At 61.9% G+C, this 17,197-nt stretch carries 17 protein-coding genes; 8 read left to right on the top strand and 9 right to left on the bottom strand.

Features of this window, described 5'->3' with window-relative positions; translation table 11 throughout:
• Nucleotides 1-2 precede the first annotated feature (2 nt).
• Genes M1D68_RS04210 through mrcB form a run of 3 tightly spaced genes read right to left on the bottom strand, consistent with a single transcriptional unit; the run spans nt 3 to nt 3,386 of the window.
• A complete protein-coding gene (locus M1D68_RS04210) occupies nt 3-332 on the bottom strand; it encodes a YqcC family protein (protein WP_434701208.1) in 330 nt (109 codons plus the stop codon).
• Nucleotides 332-1,051 carry a tetratricopeptide repeat protein gene (locus tag M1D68_RS04205; RefSeq protein ID WP_457969389.1) on the bottom strand — a complete coding sequence of 240 codons (720 nt, stop codon included), beginning with the start codon at nt 1,049-1,051 and terminating at the stop codon, nt 332-334. The genes M1D68_RS04210 and M1D68_RS04205 overlap by 1 nt, the downstream gene beginning before the upstream one ends.
• 16 nt (nt 1,052-1,067) lie before the next feature.
• Nucleotides 1,068-3,386, bottom strand: coding sequence for a penicillin-binding protein 1B (gene mrcB / locus M1D68_RS04200; RefSeq protein WP_420767593.1), 2,319 nt, complete (start codon nt 3,384-3,386; stop codon nt 1,068-1,070).
• A 116-nt stretch (nt 3,387-3,502) separates the two neighbouring features.
• On the opposite strand from mrcB, the gene M1D68_RS04195 reads away from it, so the two are divergent.
• The 3 genes from M1D68_RS04195 (at nt 3,503) to M1D68_RS04185 (ending at nt 5,974) form a co-directional block, all read left to right on the top strand.
• Complete coding sequence (locus M1D68_RS04195) at nt 3,503-5,059, top strand: bifunctional aminoglycoside phosphotransferase/ATP-binding protein (protein ID WP_457969388.1); 1,557 nt, start codon at nt 3,503-3,505, stop codon at nt 5,057-5,059.
• A gap of 90 nt (nt 5,060-5,149) precedes the next feature.
• On the top strand, nt 5,150-5,491 hold the full coding sequence (locus M1D68_RS04190) for a pentapeptide repeat-containing protein (protein ID WP_420767595.1): 342 nt from the start codon (nt 5,150-5,152) through the stop codon (nt 5,489-5,491).
• A gap of 210 nt (nt 5,492-5,701) precedes the next feature.
• Nucleotides 5,702-5,974, top strand: coding sequence for a TfoX/Sxy family protein (locus M1D68_RS04185; protein WP_420767596.1), 273 nt, complete (start codon nt 5,702-5,704; stop codon nt 5,972-5,974).
• 220 nt (nt 5,975-6,194) lie between these two features.
• Here the strand turns inward: M1D68_RS04185 and M1D68_RS04180 are convergent, their stop codons facing one another.
• Genes M1D68_RS04180 through M1D68_RS04165 form a run of 4 tightly spaced genes read right to left on the bottom strand, consistent with a single transcriptional unit; the run spans nt 6,195 to nt 9,735 of the window.
• The gene (locus M1D68_RS04180; RefSeq protein ID WP_457969386.1) at nt 6,195-7,043 is read right to left on the bottom strand and encodes a ChaN family lipoprotein; all 849 of its coding nucleotides are present in this window, start codon (nt 7,041-7,043) and stop codon (nt 6,195-6,197) included.
• A 21-nt stretch (nt 7,044-7,064) separates the two neighbouring features.
• Nucleotides 7,065-7,832, bottom strand: a complete 768-nt coding sequence (locus M1D68_RS04175) for a heme ABC transporter ATP-binding protein (RefSeq protein WP_434701211.1) — start codon at nt 7,830-7,832, stop codon at nt 7,065-7,067.
• Nucleotides 7,832-8,815 carry a FecCD family ABC transporter permease gene (locus M1D68_RS04170; protein WP_420767662.1) on the bottom strand — a complete coding sequence of 328 codons (984 nt, stop codon included), beginning with the start codon at nt 8,813-8,815 and terminating at the stop codon, nt 7,832-7,834. Before M1D68_RS04170 ends, M1D68_RS04175 begins: the two co-directional genes overlap by 1 nt.
• Nucleotides 8,816-8,865: 50 nt before the next feature.
• Nucleotides 8,866-9,735 (bottom strand): heme/hemin ABC transporter substrate-binding protein, encoded by an 870-nt coding sequence (locus tag M1D68_RS04165; RefSeq protein ID WP_420767599.1) that lies wholly within the window; start codon nt 9,733-9,735, stop codon nt 8,866-8,868.
• A gap of 169 nt (nt 9,736-9,904) precedes the next feature.
• On the opposite strand from M1D68_RS04165, the gene M1D68_RS04160 reads away from it, so the two are divergent.
• A complete protein-coding gene (locus M1D68_RS04160) occupies nt 9,905-10,222 on the top strand; it encodes a Rieske (2Fe-2S) protein (protein ID WP_457969383.1) in 318 nt (105 codons plus the stop codon).
• On the opposite strand, the gene sfsA is transcribed toward M1D68_RS04160, so the two are convergent.
• A complete protein-coding gene (sfsA, locus tag M1D68_RS04155; RefSeq protein WP_445571309.1) occupies nt 10,178-10,936 on the bottom strand; it encodes a DNA/RNA nuclease SfsA in 759 nt (252 codons plus the stop codon). The two genes, M1D68_RS04160 and sfsA, sit on opposite strands and share 45 nt — an antisense overlap.
• Nucleotides 10,936-12,108, bottom strand: coding sequence for a pyridoxal phosphate-dependent aminotransferase (locus M1D68_RS04150; protein WP_457969382.1), 1,173 nt, complete (start codon nt 12,106-12,108; stop codon nt 10,936-10,938). Before M1D68_RS04150 ends, sfsA begins: the two co-directional genes overlap by 1 nt.
• 333 nt (nt 12,109-12,441) lie before the next feature.
• Between M1D68_RS04150 and dksA the strand changes: the two genes are divergently transcribed.
• From dksA to M1D68_RS04130, 4 genes are all read left to right on the top strand, one after another.
• Nucleotides 12,442-12,885, top strand: coding sequence for an RNA polymerase-binding protein DksA (dksA, locus tag M1D68_RS04145; protein ID WP_420767603.1), 444 nt, complete (start codon nt 12,442-12,444; stop codon nt 12,883-12,885).
• Between the two features lie 228 nt (nt 12,886-13,113).
• Nucleotides 13,114-13,995, top strand: a complete 882-nt coding sequence (gene gluQRS, locus M1D68_RS04140; RefSeq protein WP_457969380.1) for a tRNA glutamyl-Q(34) synthetase GluQRS — start codon at nt 13,114-13,116, stop codon at nt 13,993-13,995.
• Nucleotides 13,996-14,072: 77 nt separating this feature from the next.
• Nucleotides 14,073-14,249 carry a hypothetical protein gene (locus tag M1D68_RS04135; protein ID WP_003176118.1) on the top strand — a complete coding sequence of 59 codons (177 nt, stop codon included), beginning with the start codon at nt 14,073-14,075 and terminating at the stop codon, nt 14,247-14,249.
• Nucleotides 14,233-17,187 (top strand): sensor histidine kinase, encoded by a 2,955-nt coding sequence (locus tag M1D68_RS04130; RefSeq protein ID WP_457969372.1) that lies wholly within the window; start codon nt 14,233-14,235, stop codon nt 17,185-17,187. The genes M1D68_RS04135 and M1D68_RS04130 overlap by 17 nt, the downstream gene beginning before the upstream one ends.
• Nucleotides 17,188-17,197 lie beyond the last annotated feature (10 nt).

Genomic DNA, 17,197 nt, shown 5'->3' with positions numbered 1-17,197 from the left:
CGTCAGCTGACGTCGGCGATCAGCTGGTCGAATTGTGCCAGCAGTCGCTGCAACTCGGTCCCCTGCCCTGGCCGTTGGGCATAGACCATTTCAGCCATGGCCAGAATACCCGAGGCGTTGGGCAGCGGCAGGTCGTTTTCCAGAATGGCTTTCATGCGCGGAAGAAAGATCCATTGCAGCCACTGCTCGAAATCCAGGGTGTCGACGGCGAACGGCTCGACACTGGCCAGCGCCTCGGCCGAAGGCGAAACATCACTCCACCAGCCCTGGACCCGCAGCTCTCGCTCGATCAGCAGTAGCTGATCGGCAATCTTGGGAAACCGAACATCCATCAGAGCGAAACCTTGGCTTTCTGGCGGGCCAGTGCCGCGCCTGCCGAATCGCCTTGCTTCTCGCGAGCCTGGGCGATCAATTCCCACAGGCTCGCCTGGAGCGCCGGGCGACCGCTGGAGAATGTCAGGCCGCGACGAGCCAGTTGTTCGGCTTGCGGCGCATCGCCCTGGGCCATGCGTACCTGGGCCAGACGATAAAGAACCTGCGGCTCACGCGGCGCAACACGCTGGGCTCGCTCGAGGCTCGAGGAAGCACCGTTGAGATCCCCTCCCGCCTGCTGCTGTTGCGCCGTGGTCAACAGGGCCAATACCGGTCCGTCCAGTTGCTCATCGGCGGACAAGCCACCCGAACTGGCCGATGGGACACTGCTCGGCGTCGATGGCATGCTGTAGCTGCCCTGGTTGATCGGCGAGGTTTCGATAGGTCCAGGCGTGATCGGGCCCGGCGTGATCGGCGTGCTGCTGATCGGTGCCGACGTGGTGGCGCCACCTCCCGGCACCATTACCACCACGCCGGTGTCCCCTTGGGGAATCGCCTGCGCCTGGCCTTGTACTGGCCGTTTGACCGTCGTCTGACGGAAACCACCGTTGGCCGAGACTCGCTCGCTATTGGAAACGGCCGTACCGGAGTCGACGACCGGAATCGAACCGCGCTGTACGGTGGAACAGCCACTGAGCAAAGCCACGGCGGTTACCGCTGGAATCAACCACTTGTTCACTTGAAACCCTCTTTGCTTAATTCATCCAGTCCTTGACCCAATCCATCACCGATTCGGCGGGATTCTGACCACCACAGGCTGCACCGGGTGGCGGTTCGCTGCCGCGAATATACGGCATCTGCACAGCGCCCGGGCAGTTGGCATCGGAGCCTTGCCCAGTGCGCGAATCGACCCAGGCCTGGACGATGTTGTCGGGTTGCGGCATGTCCAGAGGCAGCGGATCGGCCTTGCGCATGAAACTGGTCCAGACCTGCAACGCACCGGTGGCGCCAGTGAACGGCGTCTTGCCATTGTCGTCACGGCCAAGCCAGACAACCGCCAGCAAGTCCTGGCTGAATCCGGCGAACCAGCTGTCGCGCGAATCGTTACTCGTACCGGTCTTGCCCGCCAGGGTCAACGTCCGTGGGAGTACGTTATAGACCGAACTGCCAGTGCCTTCGCGCATGACTCGTTGCATGGCGCTCTGGATCAGATAAATAGAAGCCGGGTCGAAGCGTTGCTGAATCTGGAACGGATAACGCTTGAGCGGCTCGCCGTCGGCGGTCAACACGCTGCGGATCCCGCGCATCGGTGTGTTGAAGCCACCATTGGCAAGGGTCTGGTACATGGCCGCCACTTCGATCGGAGCCAGGCCACCGGCGCCCAACAGCATCGATGGGAAGGCCGGAAATTCGCGGTTCACTCCCAGGCGCGCCAAGGTCTTGAGCACATTCGGCACGCCGACTTCCAGCCCGAGGCGGGCCGTCGATAGGTTGTAGGAATGCGCCAGGCCTTGGTACAGGAACACCGTGCCGTGGGGACGACGATCATAGTTCTGCGGCGTCCAGACCTGCCCGTCCGCGCCCTTGACCGAGAACGACTCATCGGACAGCCAACTGGTGAGCGTGTACTGGCTTGGCTTTTCCAACGCAGTGAGATAAACCGCCGGTTTGATCAGCGAGCCGATCGGTCGCACCGCGTCCAACGCCCGGTTGAATCCTGCGAAACTGGCCTGGCGGCTGCCGATCATCGCCTGGACTTCCCCGGTTTCAGGGTTGGTCACCACCATAGCCGCTTCGACTTCGTCGGAACCCTTGCGCCCCGCCAGTCGCTTGAAAGTGTCATTGACCGAGGCCTCGGCCTTCATCTGCAGGATCGGGTCGAAACTGGTGAAGATCCGCAGGCCTTCTTCGGTTAAGTCTTCGTCGCGGTAGTCTTCTCGCAGTTGACGCTTGACCAGGTCCATGAAGCCAGGGAACGAGCTGTCCGCCAAGCTGCCACGCTTGGTCACGCCCAGCGGCATCTTTTTCGCCGCCTCGACTTGTTCGGCCGTTGCCACGCCCTGCTGCTGCAACAGATCGAGCACCAGGTTGCGCCGCTCAAGCGCACGCTCCGGATTACGACGCGGGTTGTAGGAAGACGGCCCCTTGACCATGCCCACCAACAACGCCACCTGGTGCAGCTTGAGTTCGGACAGTGGCTGGCTGAAAAAGAACTGGCTGGCCAGGCCGAAACCGTGCACCGCGCGCTGGCCGTCTTGCCCGACGAAGACCTCGTTGAGGTACGCCTCCAGGATCTCCTGCTTGTCGTAGTGCAGCTCCAGCAGCAACGCCATCATGGCTTCGGTCAACTTGCGGGTCAGGCTGCGCTCGTTGGTCAGGTAGAAGTTCTTGACCAACTGCTGGGTCAAGGTACTGCCGCCCTGGCGCATGTGCCCCGAAGAAGTATTGACCCAGACGGCACGGGCGATCGACTTGGGCGAGACGCCGAAGTGATGGTAGAAATCACGGTCCTCGACGGCAATCAGCGTATCGAGCAGGAACGGTGGCACCTGGTCGATCTTGATCAGGATCCGGTCTTCGAGGTTCTTGGGGTATAGGCCGCCAATCAACAGCGGCTCAAGACGCACCACGGACAGCTTGGCATTGTTGGCACCGGTCAGCGCGGCTACATAGTCGCCGGAAAACCGCACCCGCACCGGTTGCGCCTGCTCCATGCCTTCATAGAACTGGAAACCGCGGGTGTTGAGGTCGATGGTATTGCCGTTCACCGACGCCGCCCCGGGACCATTGGCGACGCTTTCGCGGCGATAACCCAAGGCATCGAGCTCAGTGAGGAAATCATCCTTGCTCAGCTTTTGTCCGACGAACAGCTCCAACGGCCGTGCGTAGACCTTGGCCGGGATGGTCCAGCGCTTGCCGGAGAACTTCTCCTGGACGATGGCATCGAGGTAGACGGCAAAACCGGCAAGCACGACAAGGCCTACCAGGCTCAGTTTAAGGGCCCAGCCCAACCAGGGCCGCAGGCGGCTGGCGGGTGGTTTCTTGGGGGTGCGGGGGGATCGGGTACGAGTCATGGCGGCGGATTATACGCACTTTGTCGAGGTTCAACATGAGTCCGCCAAGGTTTGCGTTAGCGCCGCTTGCGGCCATAATGACCGCCTTGAATTTTCCAGTCTCTGAAGGATCGCCCGTGAGCCAATCACTGATCGCTGCCCTGCAAAACCCAGCCCTCTACCCGCATCCCATCGAAGGGTTCCAGGTCATCGAAACCCACATCTCCTGGGTGTTGCTCACCGGCCCCTACGCTTACAAATTCAAGAAACCGGTCAATTTCGGCTTCCTCGACTTCACCAGCCTCGACGCACGCAAGCATTTCTGCGGCGAAGAACTGCGCCTGAACCAACGCCTGACCCAGGACCTTTACCTGGAAGTCTTGCCGATCACTGGCAGTGCCCAAGCGCCACAACTGGGCGGGGACGGCCCGGCTATCGAATACGCCTTGAAAATGCGCCAGTTCCCCCAGAGTGAACTGCTCAGCACGCTGCAGGCCAATGGCGAACTGACCACCGCGCACATCGATGAAATGGCCGCGCAGATCGCCCAGTTCCACCTCACCACGCCAAAAGTGCCTGCCGACAATGCGGCGGGCACACCAGACAGCGTCATGGCGCCGGTGCGGCAGAATTTCGAACAGATCCGTCCATTCCTCAACGACAAGGCTGACCTGCTGCAACTCGAGGCTCTCCAGGCCTGGGCGGAAACCAGCTTCGAGCGGCTCAAGCCGTTGTTTACCCAACGCAAGGCCGACGGTTTCATTCGCGAATGCCACGGCGACATCCATCTGGGCAACGCCACGGTGATCGACGGCAAAGTGGTGATCTTCGACTGCATCGAATTCAACGAGCCATTCCGTTTCACCGATGTCTACGCCGACACCGGGTTCTTGGCGATGGACCTTGAAGACCGCGGCCTCAAGTCCCTGGCGCGACGCTTCGTCAGCCAATACCTGGAGCTGACCGGCGATTACGATGGCCTGGAATTGCTGAACTTCTACAAGGCCTATCGTGCCCTGGTCCGCGCCAAGGTCGCGCTGTTCAGCATGCCCGCCGAAGCCGATCCGGTGCAGCGCGCCACGACCCTGCGTCAATACCGCAACTACGCCAACCTGGCGGAAAGCTACAGCACGATTCCTTCGCGCTTCCTGGCCATCACCCACGGCGTGTCCGCCGTTGGCAAAAGCCACGTAGCGATGCGCCTGGTGGAAGCGCTTGGCGCGATTCGCCTGCGCTCGGACGTGGAACGCAAGCGCCTGTTCGGTGAACAGCAAGTGCCGAACGATCCACAGGCCGGCATCTATAGCAGCGATGCCAGCAGCGCCACGTACGCCCGGCTGCATGAGGTCGCCGATGCGATCCTCCACGCCGGGTTCCCCGTGGTGATCGATGCCACCTACCTCAAGCATGACCAGCGCGACGCCGCGGCCAAGGTTGCCGAAGGCACGGGCGCGCCGTTCCTGATTCTGGATTGCGAGGCGCCGCAAGCAGTGATCGAGAGCCGGCTCGCCCAGCGCCAAGCCGACCAGAAGGATCCTTCCGATGCCAACCTGACCGTCATCGCCGCCCAGCAGGCGAGCCGGGAAGCACTGACGCCGGCAGAAATCCTTTGCAGCAAACGGGTTCAAACCAACGAAAGCGGCACGCTGGATGTCGTGGTGGCGCAGATCCGCCAACGCTTGCCGGGCCTGTAGAAACTATTTCGGCCGTGAAGCGACGCCCGGCTTCACGGCCGCCAAATAGTGGCACTATACTGGCGCCATAAAACCATCAGGTGATATGCCATGAGCCACCCAAAGCTTCTCGATACCCCGCTTTATGCCTTGTTGCGCAAAGATGACGTCGCCGGGTTTAACGCCGAACGACCTCAAGGTCCTATCGACATGCGCGGCGGCGATTTTCGTGGCCTCGACCTGCGGGAACTGAACGCCGACGACGTGGATTTCACGGATGCCTACTTCCGTTCCACCGATTTGCGCGGCATCGATTTTCGCAAGTCGTCACTGGAAGGCGCGAGCCTGGCTCATGCGCAGATCTCCGGCACCTACTTTCCACCCGAGCTATCTGCCGACGAGATCCTGATGTCGATGAATTTCGGCACTCGCCTGCGCTATCGCACCCGCTGAAACGACGGCACCCGTGGTTGCGGCACCATCACTCTCCAGCGCCCCTGCCTGCGCTGGACGATGCGCATTTCCTTGTTTCCTCAACCATCGTGCGTAATGCATTAGAAGCTTTTGCGTCGATTCCGATCAAAGAATCACGCTTTTCCTGCTGAACGCTACACTCCTGAAAAGCTTGCCCACTGCACCAGTCGGCCGTCGCAAGGAGGCTCGATGAATGATGAACTGCAACACCTGAAGAATCTGGGCAAGACATCAGCCCAGTGGCTGCACGCCGTGGGCATCCACAGCGCCTCGGATCTGCGCCGGCTCGGCGCGGTAGACGCCTATCGCGCCGTACGCACTCGCGGGTTTCGCGCTTCCAAAGTGCTGCTGTATGCCATCGAAGGCGCGCTGATGGACATGCATTGGAACGATATCCCCCCGGAACGCAAGGAAGCCCTCAACAAACAGTTGGATGCCATTTCGGCGCGGCACAAAGCCTGAAACCATTTTTTCTCGCGTCCGACCCGCTCACGCCAAGAAACTTCGGGCAATCGGGAAAGAATGTTTGACTTGGTAATGAGAATCGCTATGATTACCACATCCGGTCGCGAGACTGGTCGATATTTGAAAAGCCCTTGGTTCGGACTCTCAGATATCTCCTCATCAGGCTAATCACGGTTATTTGACCCGGCTTTTGCCGGGTCTTTTTTTGCCTGGAGAATCACTTCGCGTCGCCTGAACGCATTTGCGCGCAGTAATCCTGCGGCGGCATTGCCGGGGTGTACCACACGTAATCCGCCATGGCCGGTGTCACATTGCTGCCCTCTTCAGCCAACATCAGCACCGACGGCCCATCGTGGGCCCCCAGATCCAGCGCATGCAGCGGCACGCCAACGTCCTTGCGGCCATGCCAGGCGCCTGCGAACAACAACGCCGGCGCGGGAGCCTCAAGCAATCGTTCGGCCATGCGCCGGTCACGCTGCTGCTGCACAGCCAGCATCGCGGGCATTTGCGACTCTGGCAGGAGTCCGCAGTGGGACTCACGGATCTGCTCCAGCAGCACGCCCTTCACAGCATCCGAATTGGAAAGAACTCCCTGCATCACAGGCGCTTGACGATAAATCCGTTGGATCTGCGCGCTGTCCAGATTGGCCGCCAGCACGGGATAGGATTGCATCAGGGCGAACTCGACCATGGGCCCGTAGAGGCTCCAGTCCCAACCTGGCGACCAGTCCAACGCGCCGGGCAGATCCCTTGGCAAGGCAGACAACTGGCGAACCGCGTCGACCCGTGGTTGTTGCTGGGGCGTCAACATCTCCAGTAACAGGCTGCCTTGGGCCCGTCGCTCGGCCAAGGCCTGGAGCAGCCAACGCTGCAATTCATGGTGATCGCGATTGTCATGTTGCTCTCCAACCACGACTCGCTGGGCACCCGCCAAACGCTTGACCAATGCCTGGGCCGTGATCGATTGGCCGGTGTGCAAATCACGAATCCGTCCACCAAGCGGAGGGGGCTCGACACTTTGACAGGCCGTCAACACAGCCAATGCCAGCATCAGGATCAAGCGCATATCGGTATTCTCCAGCCAGACTCAGCGGGCAATGATCAACGGATGGCCGCGCTCCGGATGGGACTGCACCAGCACGTCCAGGCCAAACACCGCCTTGAGGGGCTCCGGGCGCAGCACTTGCTGGGGCGAATCCAGGGCCACCGACCTGCCGGACGCCAGCAGCAACAGGCGATCACAGTAACGCGCCGCCAGGTTCAGGTCATGCAGGATCACCAGCACCGCCGCGCCACGACCGGAAAATTCACGCACCGCTTGCAGAATGGTGTGCTGATGCAGCGGATCGAGCATGGAAGTGGGTTCGTCCAGCAGCAGGATCTGTCCCGCCTCGCCCGGCCACAATTGCGCCAGTACCCGGGCCAGATGGACCCGCTGTCGCTCACCGCCGGACAAGCTCAGGTAATTGCGACCTTGCAAATGTGCGGCGTCCGCAGCCCGCAGCGCCAATTCGACAATTTGCCCGTCACGTATCCGGCCGCTCTGGTGGGGCAGCCGCCCGAGGCCGACGACTTCTTCAACACGGAATGCGAAATCCAGGGTCGAGGTCTGCGGCAATACCGCCAGGCGACGGGCGCGCTCGCTGCCTTCCCACTGGGCCAGTGGCCGATCATCGAGCCAGACCTCTCCCTGTGCCGGACGCATTTCTCCACACAAACCGGCGAGCAGCGTACTTTTGCCCGCCCCATTGGGACCCAGCACACCCAGCACTTCGCCCGGAGTGAGCTGCAGATCAATATCCGCCAATACGGTTTTGTGGCCCCGGCGAATGTACAGGTTCTGCGCTCGCAACATCAGGCGCGCCCCCGCAACAAAAGATAAAGGAAAAACGGCGCGCCGATGAAGGCCGTGACGATGCCGATCGGCAGCTCAGCCGGGGCCAGCGCCAGACGCGCGACCAAATCGGCGAGCAGCAACAGGCTCGCCCCCGCCAGCACCGATGCCGGCAACAGGACGCGGTGGTCCGGCCCCGCCATCAACCGTACCAGGTGCGGCACCACCAGCCCGACAAAGCCGATCATGCCCGCCGCCGCGACGGCAGCCCCGACGCCCAAGGCGGTGCAGAACACCAACTCTCGCTTGAGCCGTTCGACGTCGATGCCCAGATGGGCGGCTTCCGATTCGCCGAGCAGCAAGGCGTTAAGCGCCCGGGCGCGACGCGGCAGCCAGATCGCGACGCCGACGCTGACCAGCAACAACGGCCACAACCGCCCGTAGCTGGCACCGTTTAGGCTCCCCAGGTTCCAGAACGTCAGGGTGCGCAAGGTCGCATCGTCCGCCAGGTAAGTGAACAAGCCGACCGCGGAACCGGAGAGCGCGGTCAAGGCAATGCCAGCCAAGAGCATGGTGGCGACATGCGTCTGGCCGTTGCGCCGGCCGAGGCGATAGACCAGCGCCGTGACTCCAAGCCCGCCGAGAAACGCACACAACGACAACACGTAGGGTCCCAACGCTTCGGGCACCCCGCCCAGCGCCGAGCCGGCGACGATGGCAAACGCGGCACCCAACGCCGCGCCACTGGACACGCCCACCAACCCCGGGTCGGCCAGCGGGTTACGAAACAATCCTTGCATCGCCACGCCAGACAGCGCCAACACTCCCCCCACCATCAGTCCCAGCAACGTGCGCGGCAGACGAATCTGGCCAAGGATCAGCTCCGCCTGCTCCAGGCCGTCGGCGGCCACCGGCAGACCCAACAGGCGCAGGGCGGCCCGCAAGGTATCGAATAAGGGCAAGCTCACCGGCCCCAACGCCAGGGACAGCCAGGTCGCCAGCAGACACAGCAGGCCCAGCCCAATAAACAACGTGCGCGGCTTGACCAGCGCCGTCATGGCACCTGGGCCGGATAGAACGCATTGGTCAGCTTCACCAGGCTTTGCGGCAAACGTGGGCTTAGTCCGCCCACCAGCAACGTTGGGTCCAGCTCCATGACGCGCCCGTCTCTGGCGGCGCGCGTCGAGGACAGGATCGGATTTTCCTTGAACAACGCCGCGCGCGCCTCTTCACCGCGCAAGGCACGATCGGCGAAGACCAGCACTTCAGGGTTCAGGCTGGCCAGGGTTTCAACGGAGAACGGTTTGTAACCGCTGTGGGTCGCCAGGTTGTGGCCGCCGGCCTGTTGCAGTAGCCAATCAGCGGCGGTGTCCTTGCCCGCGACCAGCGGCTTGCCGCCGGCGCTGCCCACCAACAGCAATACACCAGGCGCCTTTTGCTTGAGCCGGGCTTCATCCACCCTAACGCTATGTCGGGAAAGACTCTGTTGATAATCCTCGAACAATTCTCTAGCCCTGGACTCGGCTCCCAACAACTGACCCAGGTGACGCAGATTGTCCTGGAGCGCCGCCAGGCTTGGCGCCGCAGAGAACAGTTCGACCTGCACCCCGGCGTTGCGAATCTGCGCCAAAACCGGAGGCGGCCCCATTTCTTCGGTACCCACCAGGATTTGCGGACGCAAGCTCAGCACGCCCTCCGCCGATAGCTGCCGCTGATAACCGATACTGGGCAACGCTCGCAGCGATTCGGGATGCTGGCTGGTCGTGTCCACGCCCACCAGTTTCGATTCACCACCCAGCGCGCCGACCCACTCGGACAAGGCGCCGCCGGCGCTTACCCAGCGCTGCGCAAGATCGGCCGCCAACGCTCCCTGGCAGGCCAGCAAGACGATACAGAGCGCAGCAACGCGGACATTCAGGCGCATCGGGCAGCTTCCTCGAAGAAGTTTTCCACAGGGTCGGGCTTGGACAAGTATCCTCGACACCACCTGCGAAGGAGGCGCCATTTGATAATTGTTTTCATTTGACCGTCAAGCATGGCACTCGACAACATAGCCTTCAACGAGCCCGTCCTTATGACACCTAGAGACTCACATGAAATTTCTTTGTAGCACCGCCGAGCTGCCTGAAAGCAGCAGTCGCGGTTTCGACATGAATGGGCGCAAGGTCCTGGCCGTGCGGCGCGCAGGCCAGGCGTATGTCTATCTCAACCGCTGCCCGCACCGCGGCGTGCCGCTGGAATGGCAACCCGACCAGTTTCTCGATACCAGCGCCAGCCTCATCCAGTGCGCGACCCACGGCGCGCTGTTCCTGATCGAAAGCGGTGAGTGCGTCGCCGGCCCTTGCGCCGGACAGTTCCTCGCGGCGCTAGATAGCCGGGAGGACGATCAAGGCATTTGGGTCGAGCTGTAGTGGCTCAAGCAACACCGGCAGCGGACGATCGACCCACATCTGCTCCGGCGTCAGCGTGGCGCCATATGCCAACACTTCCACCCCGGCGGCCACGGCCTCGTGCAACGCCGCGGCGTACACCGGGTCGATTTCGTGCGCCGGCCGCACCGCATCGATCCCGCTCAGGTTCACGCAATACAACTGCACCGCGCGCACGCCCTCCCGCGCCAGGCAAGCCAGCTCTCGCAGATGCTTGGCGCCACGCAGGGTTACCGCATCGGGAAACGCCGCGACATTCGTCCCGTCGAAACCCAGCGTGACGCTTTTCACCTCGACCCAGGCCGAGCTGCGATCCGCGTAGTCGAGCCGAAAATCGATGCGGCTGTTCTCGACGCCATAGGCCACTTCCCGCTTGAGCCCTATGAACCCGTTCAGCTCACTGATGACACCGGCGCGCAGCGCTTCCTCGATCAACCCATTGGCCCGCGCGGTGTTGATACAGGCCAAGCGCCCCTGAGGGGTTTCGCCTATTTCCCAAGTGCCCGGCAACTTGCGTTTGGGGTCGTTGGAGCGACTGAACCAGACGCGCGCGCCCTCGGCCATGCAATTGAGCATCGAGCCGGTGTTGGGACAATGAATTGTCAACAGTTCGCCATGAACGGTCTCGATATCGGCGAGAAAACGTTTGTAACGTCGAATCAACCGTCCTTCTTCCAAGGCAGGGGAAAAGAGCATCAGCCTTGCCAGCTCCGCAGTCCGCGTTCAATTCGCTCCACCGCTTCTTGCAGCCGCGGCAGGCTTTGGGTGTAGGCGAAACGCACGTGATGACCGGCCTGATGACGACCGAAATCGAGCCCCGGCGTGAACGCCACGTGTTCGGTTTCCAGGAAGTGCTGGCAGAACGCGAAGGCATCTGCGCCGAAAGCGCTGATATCGGCATAAAGGTAGAACGCCCCTTGGGGCTCCACTGCGATGCCGAACCCCAGCTCACGCAACGCTGGCAGGAGAAAGTCACGACGCAGCGCGAACTCGGCGCGCCGTTGTTCGAAAATCGCAATGGTCACCGGCTCGAAACAGGCCAAGGCCGCGTACTGGGCCATGCTTGGCGCACTGATGTAGAGGTTTTGCGCGAGCTTTTCCAACTCAGCGACGGCCGCTGAAGGCGCCACCAGCCAGCCCAGCCGCCAGCCGGTCATGCCGAAATATTTGGAAAAGCTATTAAGGACGAACGCATCGTCATCGACCTCCAGCACGCTGGCGGCGTCGGTGCCGTAGGTCAGGCCGTGATAGATCTCGTCGACGACCAGGTGCCCGTTGTGGGCCTTGATCGCCTTGGACAATCCCGCCAATTCATCCCGGCTGAGAATCGTCCCGGTCGGGTTGGCCGGGGAAGCCACCAGGGCACCGACGCTGTCCTGGTCCCAATGGCGATCCACCAGGTCCGGCGTCAACTGATAACGCACGTCCGGCCCCACGGGCACCAATTGTGCCGCGCCTTCGATCAGCCGCAGGAAATGACGGTTGCAGGGATAGCCTGGGTCGGCCAATAGCCAATGTTTACCAGGGTCCACCAGCAGAGCACTGGCCAGCAACAACGCGCCGGAGCCACCCGGAGTAACCAGGACGCGCCGGGGATCGATCTCCACGCCGTAGCGCTGCGCGTAGAAACCGGCGATGGCTTCGCGCAGCTCGGGAATGCCCCGGGCCGCGGTGTAGCGGGTCTTGCCGGCGGCCAGGGCAGCCTGGCCGGCCTGGATGATCGGCTCGGCGGTGGTGAAGTCCGGCTCGCCGATTTCCAGGTGAATGACATCGTTCCCGGCGGCCTGCAGTTCGTTGGCGCGCGCCAGCAGCGCCATGACATGGAATGGTTCGATGGCACGGCTGCGTGCGCTGTAGGGCTGGGCCATTGGGCCGTCCTTCACGAAAAAAGAACCGATTCTACCCAACTCGGGAACGGGTGCGGGAACGAGCGCAAATCTAAAACGGTCCTAGCGCTAGCTGGAAATGACTCCAGCGTTAAACCCAGACTTGACTAAAATCAAGCATTGAGCAGGTTTGCAACACCACCGAACCGGACCCGATCATGTTTTACGGGCCCCAGCCGCGCCAGGCTCGACAACCGGGAGTAGCGCAGGCTGATTTGATCTGGTAAGTTCGCCCGCTTGCAGCCGCAGGGCCGGCAGGTGTCGGTGATGGAGCAATCCTGCGTAGTGGATTACAAGAGTAGAGGCGGTCCATTCATGCCCACCCAAGCAAAGCAGAATCAAAATCAGTCGCTCAGCGGGTTTGAGCCGTATGTCGCGAAAGAGGGCGAAGAGTACATGGGCGCCCCCATGCGCGCGCACTTCACCAAGATCCTGAACAAGTGGAAACAGGACTTGATGCAGGAAGTCGACCGCACGGTTGACCATATGAAGGACGACGCTGCGAACTTCCCCGACCCGGCCGACCGTGCCAGCCAGGAAGAAGAATTCAGCCTTGAACTGCGCGCTCGCGACCGTGAACGCAAGCTGATCAAGAAAATCGACAAGACGCTGCAACTGATCGAAGACGAAGAATACGGCTGGTGCGAGTCCTGCGGCGTCGAAATAGGCGTCAAGCGACTGGAGGCACGTCCGACCGCCGACATGTGCGTCGACTGCAAGACCCTCGCGGAAATCAAGGAAAAACAGGTCGGCAAGTAATCGCCGGGGCTGTCATCGAAACGGAGCGTTCATACGCTCCGTTTTTTGTTTGCGAGGCTCCCATGCCCTCAGTTCTTGTGGGAGCGAGCCTGCTCGCGAATGCGTTCGTCCAGCCAACATTGATGTGACAGCCACACCGCTTTCGCGAGCAGGCTCGCTCCTACAGGGAATCATGCTCCGTCATCAAGATTTGCACTCCTTTCGCCCGGACCCCGTAAAATTCGCTCTATGACTGACTACACCGGACGCTTCGCCCCCACCCCCAGCGGCCACTTGCATTTCGGCTCGCTGGTCGCCGCCCTGGCGTCGTACCTCGACGCCCGGGCCGTGGGCGGACGCTGGTTGTTGCGCATGGAAGACCTCGACCCGCCCCGGGAAGAGCCCGGCGCGCAGGCGGCAATTCTCAAGGCGCTGGAAAGCTACGGGTTCGAATGGGATGGTGAAATGGTGCGCCAGAGCGACCGCCACGCCGCCTACCAGCAGGTCATCGATCGCTTGTTCAATCAAGGCCTCGCCTACGCCTGCACCTGTTCGCGCAAGCAACTGGAACCCTATCAGGGCATTTATCCGGGACTGTGCCGCAACGCAGGTCACAACACCGAAGACGCCGCCATCCGCCTGCGCGTCCCCGAACTTGAATACCATTTCGTCGATCGGGTCCAAGGCGAATTCCGCCAGCACCTGCGCCGCGAGGCCGGCGACTTTGTGATTCGTCGCCGCGACGGGCTGTATGCCTACCAATTGGCAGTGGTCCTGGACGACGCCTGGCAGGGTGTCACCGATATAGTCCGAGGCGCCGACCTGCTGGATTCCACGCCGCGCCAGCTATACCTGCAAGAACTGCTTGGGTTGCCACAACCGCGCTATCTGCACGTGCCACTGATTACCCAGCCGGACGGGCACAAACTCGGCAAATCCTATCGTTCACCACCCTTGACGGCCGATCAGGCAACGCCTCTGCTGTTGAGAGCGCTGCGCGCACTGGGCCAGCAACCGGCATCGGAGTTGGTCGATGCCAGCCCACGGGAGTTGCTGGCCTGGGGCATTCGCCACTGGGATGTGGGAAAGATCCCACGCACACTGTCCCTGCCCGAAGCGCAAATACAGTGACGGCCCTTGCAGCCTGCCGCCTATCCGTTACCATCGCCGCACGTTTTCGGGCACGTGCATAAAAAAGAGAGGCCGGGATGTACATCTATCGCTTGGTCCTGCTCCTGGTAGTGGGGATTTACCTGTTCTCCCCAGCCATCATGGATTGGTGGATCGATGCCACGGGTGCCTGGTATCGGCCCTATCTGCTCTGGCTGATCCTGATCGTCGTGACCTTCATCCTGCAGAGCCAAAAAGATGCCGATGAGCTTTAGCCTGACCCAGATGATCCTGATCAGCGCCGCCTATCTGGCGGTGCTGTTCGGCGTGGCTTGGATCAGTGAACGAGGCATGATCCCCCGGGCAATCATTCGCCACCCGCTGACCTACACCCTCTCGTTGGGCGTCTACGCCAGTGCGTGGGCGTTTTATGGCACGGTCGGCCTTGCGTACCAATACGGCTATGGCTTCCTGTCCAGTTACCTCGGGGTGTCCGGCGCCTTTCTGCTGGCGCCGGTGCTGCTCTATCCGATCCTGAAAATCACCCGCACCTATCAATTGTCTTCGTTGGCCGACCTGTTCGCCTTTCGATTCCGCAGCACCTGGGCCGGTGCGCTGACCACCATCTTCATGCTGGTCGGCGTGCTGCCATTGCTGGCGCTTCAAATGCAGGCGGTCGCCGACTCCATCAGCATTCTGACCCACGAACCGGTGCAGCACCGGGTGGCGCTGAGCTTCTGCGTCCTGATTATCCTGTTCACGATTTTCTTTGGCTCGCGGCACATCGCCACGCGGGAAAAACATGAAGGCCTGGTGTTCGCGATCGCCTTCGAATCGGTGATCAAGCTGGTCGCCATCGGCGGCGTCGGCCTCTATGCCTTGTATGGCGTATTCGATGGCCCGCAGCAGCTCGAGATCTGGCTGTTGCAGAACCAGACCGCCCTCGCCGCGCTGCATACGCCGCTCCAGGAAGGCCCGTGGCGCACGCTGCTGCTGGTGTTCTTCGCCTCGGCGATCGTCATGCCGCACATGTACCACATGACCTTCACCGAGAACCTCAACCCGCGCTCGCTGGTCAGCGCGAGCTGGGGCTTGCCGCTGTTCCTGCTGTTGATGAGCCTGGCCGTGCCGCTGATCCTGTGGGCCGGCTTGAAACTGGGCGCCAGCACCAACCCGGAATATTTCACCCTCGGCATCGGCATCGCCGCCAACAACGAAGCCTTGGCGCTGCTGGCGTATGTCGGCGGCCTGTCAGCGGCCAGTGGCCTGATCATCGTGACCACCCTGGCACTGTCGGGCATGGCTCTCAACCACTTGGTACTGCCGCTCTACCAGCCTCCAGCCGAGGGAAACATCTATCGTTGGCTGAAATGGACCCGTCGCGCATTGATCGTCGCGATCATCATGGCCGGCTACGGTTTCTATCTGATGCTGGGCGACGGACAGGACCTGGCCAACCTGGGCATCGTCGCGTTCGTTGCGACCCTGCAATTCCTGCCCGGCGTCCTGTCAGTGTTGTATTGGCCGACCGCCAACCGCCGCGGCTTTATCGCCGGCCTGCTGGCGGGGATCGTGGTCTGGCTGGTCGCCATGCTGCTGCCGCTGCTGGGCAACCTGCAGGGTTTCTATATTCCGCTGTTGAACATGATCTACGTGCTCGACGACACCAGCTGGCACATGGCAGCCATCGCCTCGCTGGCGGCAAACGTGCTGATGTTTACCCTGATCTCGCTGTTCACCAATGCCAGCAGCGAAGAAGCCAGTGCCGCCGAAGCCTGCGCTGTGGATAACGTGCGCCGGCCGCAGCGCCGTGAACTGCACGCTGCCTCGCCCCAGGAATTTGCCACTCAACTGGCCAAGCCTCTTGGCGCCAAGGCCGCGCAAAAGGAAGTCGAACAGGCCCTGCGCGACCTTTACCTGCCATTCGACGAACGCCGTCCATACGCCTTGCGTCGGTTGCGGGATCGGATCGAAGCCAACCTGTCCGGCCTGATGGGCCCCAGCGTGGCCCAGGACATGGTCGAAACGTTCCTGCCCTACAAGGCCGGCGGCGAGAACTATGTCACCGAAGACATCCACTTCATCGAGAGCCGCCTGGAGGATTACCACTCGCGCCTCACCGGCCTGGCCGCCGAGCTGGATGCCTTGCGCCGTTACCATCGCCAGACCCTGCAGGAACTGCCGATGGGCGTGTGCTCCCTGGCCAAGGACCAGGAGATCCTCATGTGGAACAAGGCCATGGAAGAACTGACCGGGATTGCCGCGCAGCGGGTGGTCGGTTCACGCCTGAGCACGTTGGGCGAGCCGTGGAAAGGCTTGCTGCAAGGCTTCATCGACCTGCCGGACGAGCATCTGCACAAACAACACCTGGCCCTGGACGGACAGACCCGCTGGCTGAACCTGCACAAGGCAGCGATCGACGAGCCTTTGGCGCCGGGCAACAGCGGCCTGGTGCTGCTGGTGGAAGACCTGACCGACACGCAGATGCTCGAAGACAAGCTGGTCCACTCCGAGCGCCTGGCAAGCATCGGTCGCTTGGCCGCCGGGGTGGCCCATGAAATCGGCAATCCGATCACCGGCATCGCCTGCCTGGCGCAGAACCTGCGCGAAGAGCGCGAGGACGATGGCGAGCTGACGGAAATCAGCGGCCAGATTCTCGAACAGACCAAGCGCGTATCGCGCATCGTCCAGTCGTTGATGAGTTTCGCCCACGCCGGCGGTCATCAGCACAACGACGAGCCGGTGTGCCTGGCCGAAGTGGCCCAGGACGCCATCGGCCTGCTGGCGCTCAACCGGCGCAACTTCGAAGTCCAGTTCTTCAACCTGTGCGACCCCGAACACTGGGTCGACGGCGACCCCCAACGGCTCGCCCAGGTGCTGATCAATCTGCTCTCCAACGCGCGCGACGCCTCGCCGGCCGGCAGCGCGGTACGGGTCAAGAGCGAAGCTTTCGAACATACCGTCGACCTGATCGTCGAAGACGAAGGCAGCGGTATTCCACAGAACATCATGGACCGATTGTTCGAACCCTTCTTCACCACCAAGGATCCTGGCGAAGGCACCGGTCTGGGCCTCGCACTGGTCTATTCCATCGTTGAAGAGCATTATGGACAAATCACCATCGACAGCCCGGCCGATGTTCAAGGCCAACGCGGCACCCGTATTCGGGTGACCTTGCCGCGTCATGTCGAAGCGACGTCCGCTGTGAACTGAGACCGTCGAG

This window comes from Pseudomonas sp. R4-84, from assembly GCF_054130985.1.
This window is presented reverse-complemented; position numbering and strand designations above follow the sequence as displayed.

What these genes read in the sequence shown, in the direction of transcription:
- M1D68_RS04210 (WP_434701208.1), bottom strand. Translation starts at nt 332, where the DNA reads ATGGATGTTCGGTTTCCCAAGATTGCCGATCAGCTACTGCTGATCGAG.
- mrcB (WP_420767593.1), bottom strand. Translation starts at nt 3,386, where the DNA reads ATGACTCGTACCCGATCCCCCCGCACCCCCAAGAAACCACCCGCCAGC.
- M1D68_RS04190 (WP_420767595.1), top strand. Translation starts at nt 5,150, where the DNA reads ATGAGCCACCCAAAGCTTCTCGATACCCCGCTTTATGCCTTGTTGCGC.
- M1D68_RS04185 (WP_420767596.1), top strand. Translation starts at nt 5,702, where the DNA reads ATGAATGATGAACTGCAACACCTGAAGAATCTGGGCAAGACATCAGCC.
- M1D68_RS04180 (WP_457969386.1), bottom strand. Translation starts at nt 7,043, where the DNA reads ATGCGCTTGATCCTGATGCTGGCATTGGCTGTGTTGACGGCCTGTCAA.
- M1D68_RS04175 (WP_434701211.1), bottom strand. Translation starts at nt 7,832, where the DNA reads ATGTTGCGAGCGCAGAACCTGTACATTCGCCGGGGCCACAAAACCGTA.
- M1D68_RS04165 (WP_420767599.1), bottom strand. Translation starts at nt 9,735, where the DNA reads ATGCGCCTGAATGTCCGCGTTGCTGCGCTCTGTATCGTCTTGCTGGCC.
- M1D68_RS04160 (WP_457969383.1), top strand. Translation starts at nt 9,905, where the DNA reads ATGAAATTTCTTTGTAGCACCGCCGAGCTGCCTGAAAGCAGCAGTCGC.
- sfsA (WP_445571309.1), bottom strand. Translation starts at nt 10,936, where the DNA reads ATGCTCTTTTCCCCTGCCTTGGAAGAAGGACGGTTGATTCGACGTTAC.
- M1D68_RS04150 (WP_457969382.1), bottom strand. Translation starts at nt 12,108, where the DNA reads ATGGCCCAGCCCTACAGCGCACGCAGCCGTGCCATCGAACCATTCCAT.
- dksA (WP_420767603.1), top strand. Translation starts at nt 12,442, where the DNA reads ATGCCCACCCAAGCAAAGCAGAATCAAAATCAGTCGCTCAGCGGGTTT.
- gluQRS (WP_457969380.1), top strand. Translation starts at nt 13,114, where the DNA reads ATGACTGACTACACCGGACGCTTCGCCCCCACCCCCAGCGGCCACTTG.
- M1D68_RS04135 (WP_003176118.1), top strand. Translation starts at nt 14,073, where the DNA reads ATGTACATCTATCGCTTGGTCCTGCTCCTGGTAGTGGGGATTTACCTG.
- M1D68_RS04130 (WP_457969372.1), top strand. Translation starts at nt 14,233, where the DNA reads ATGCCGATGAGCTTTAGCCTGACCCAGATGATCCTGATCAGCGCCGCC.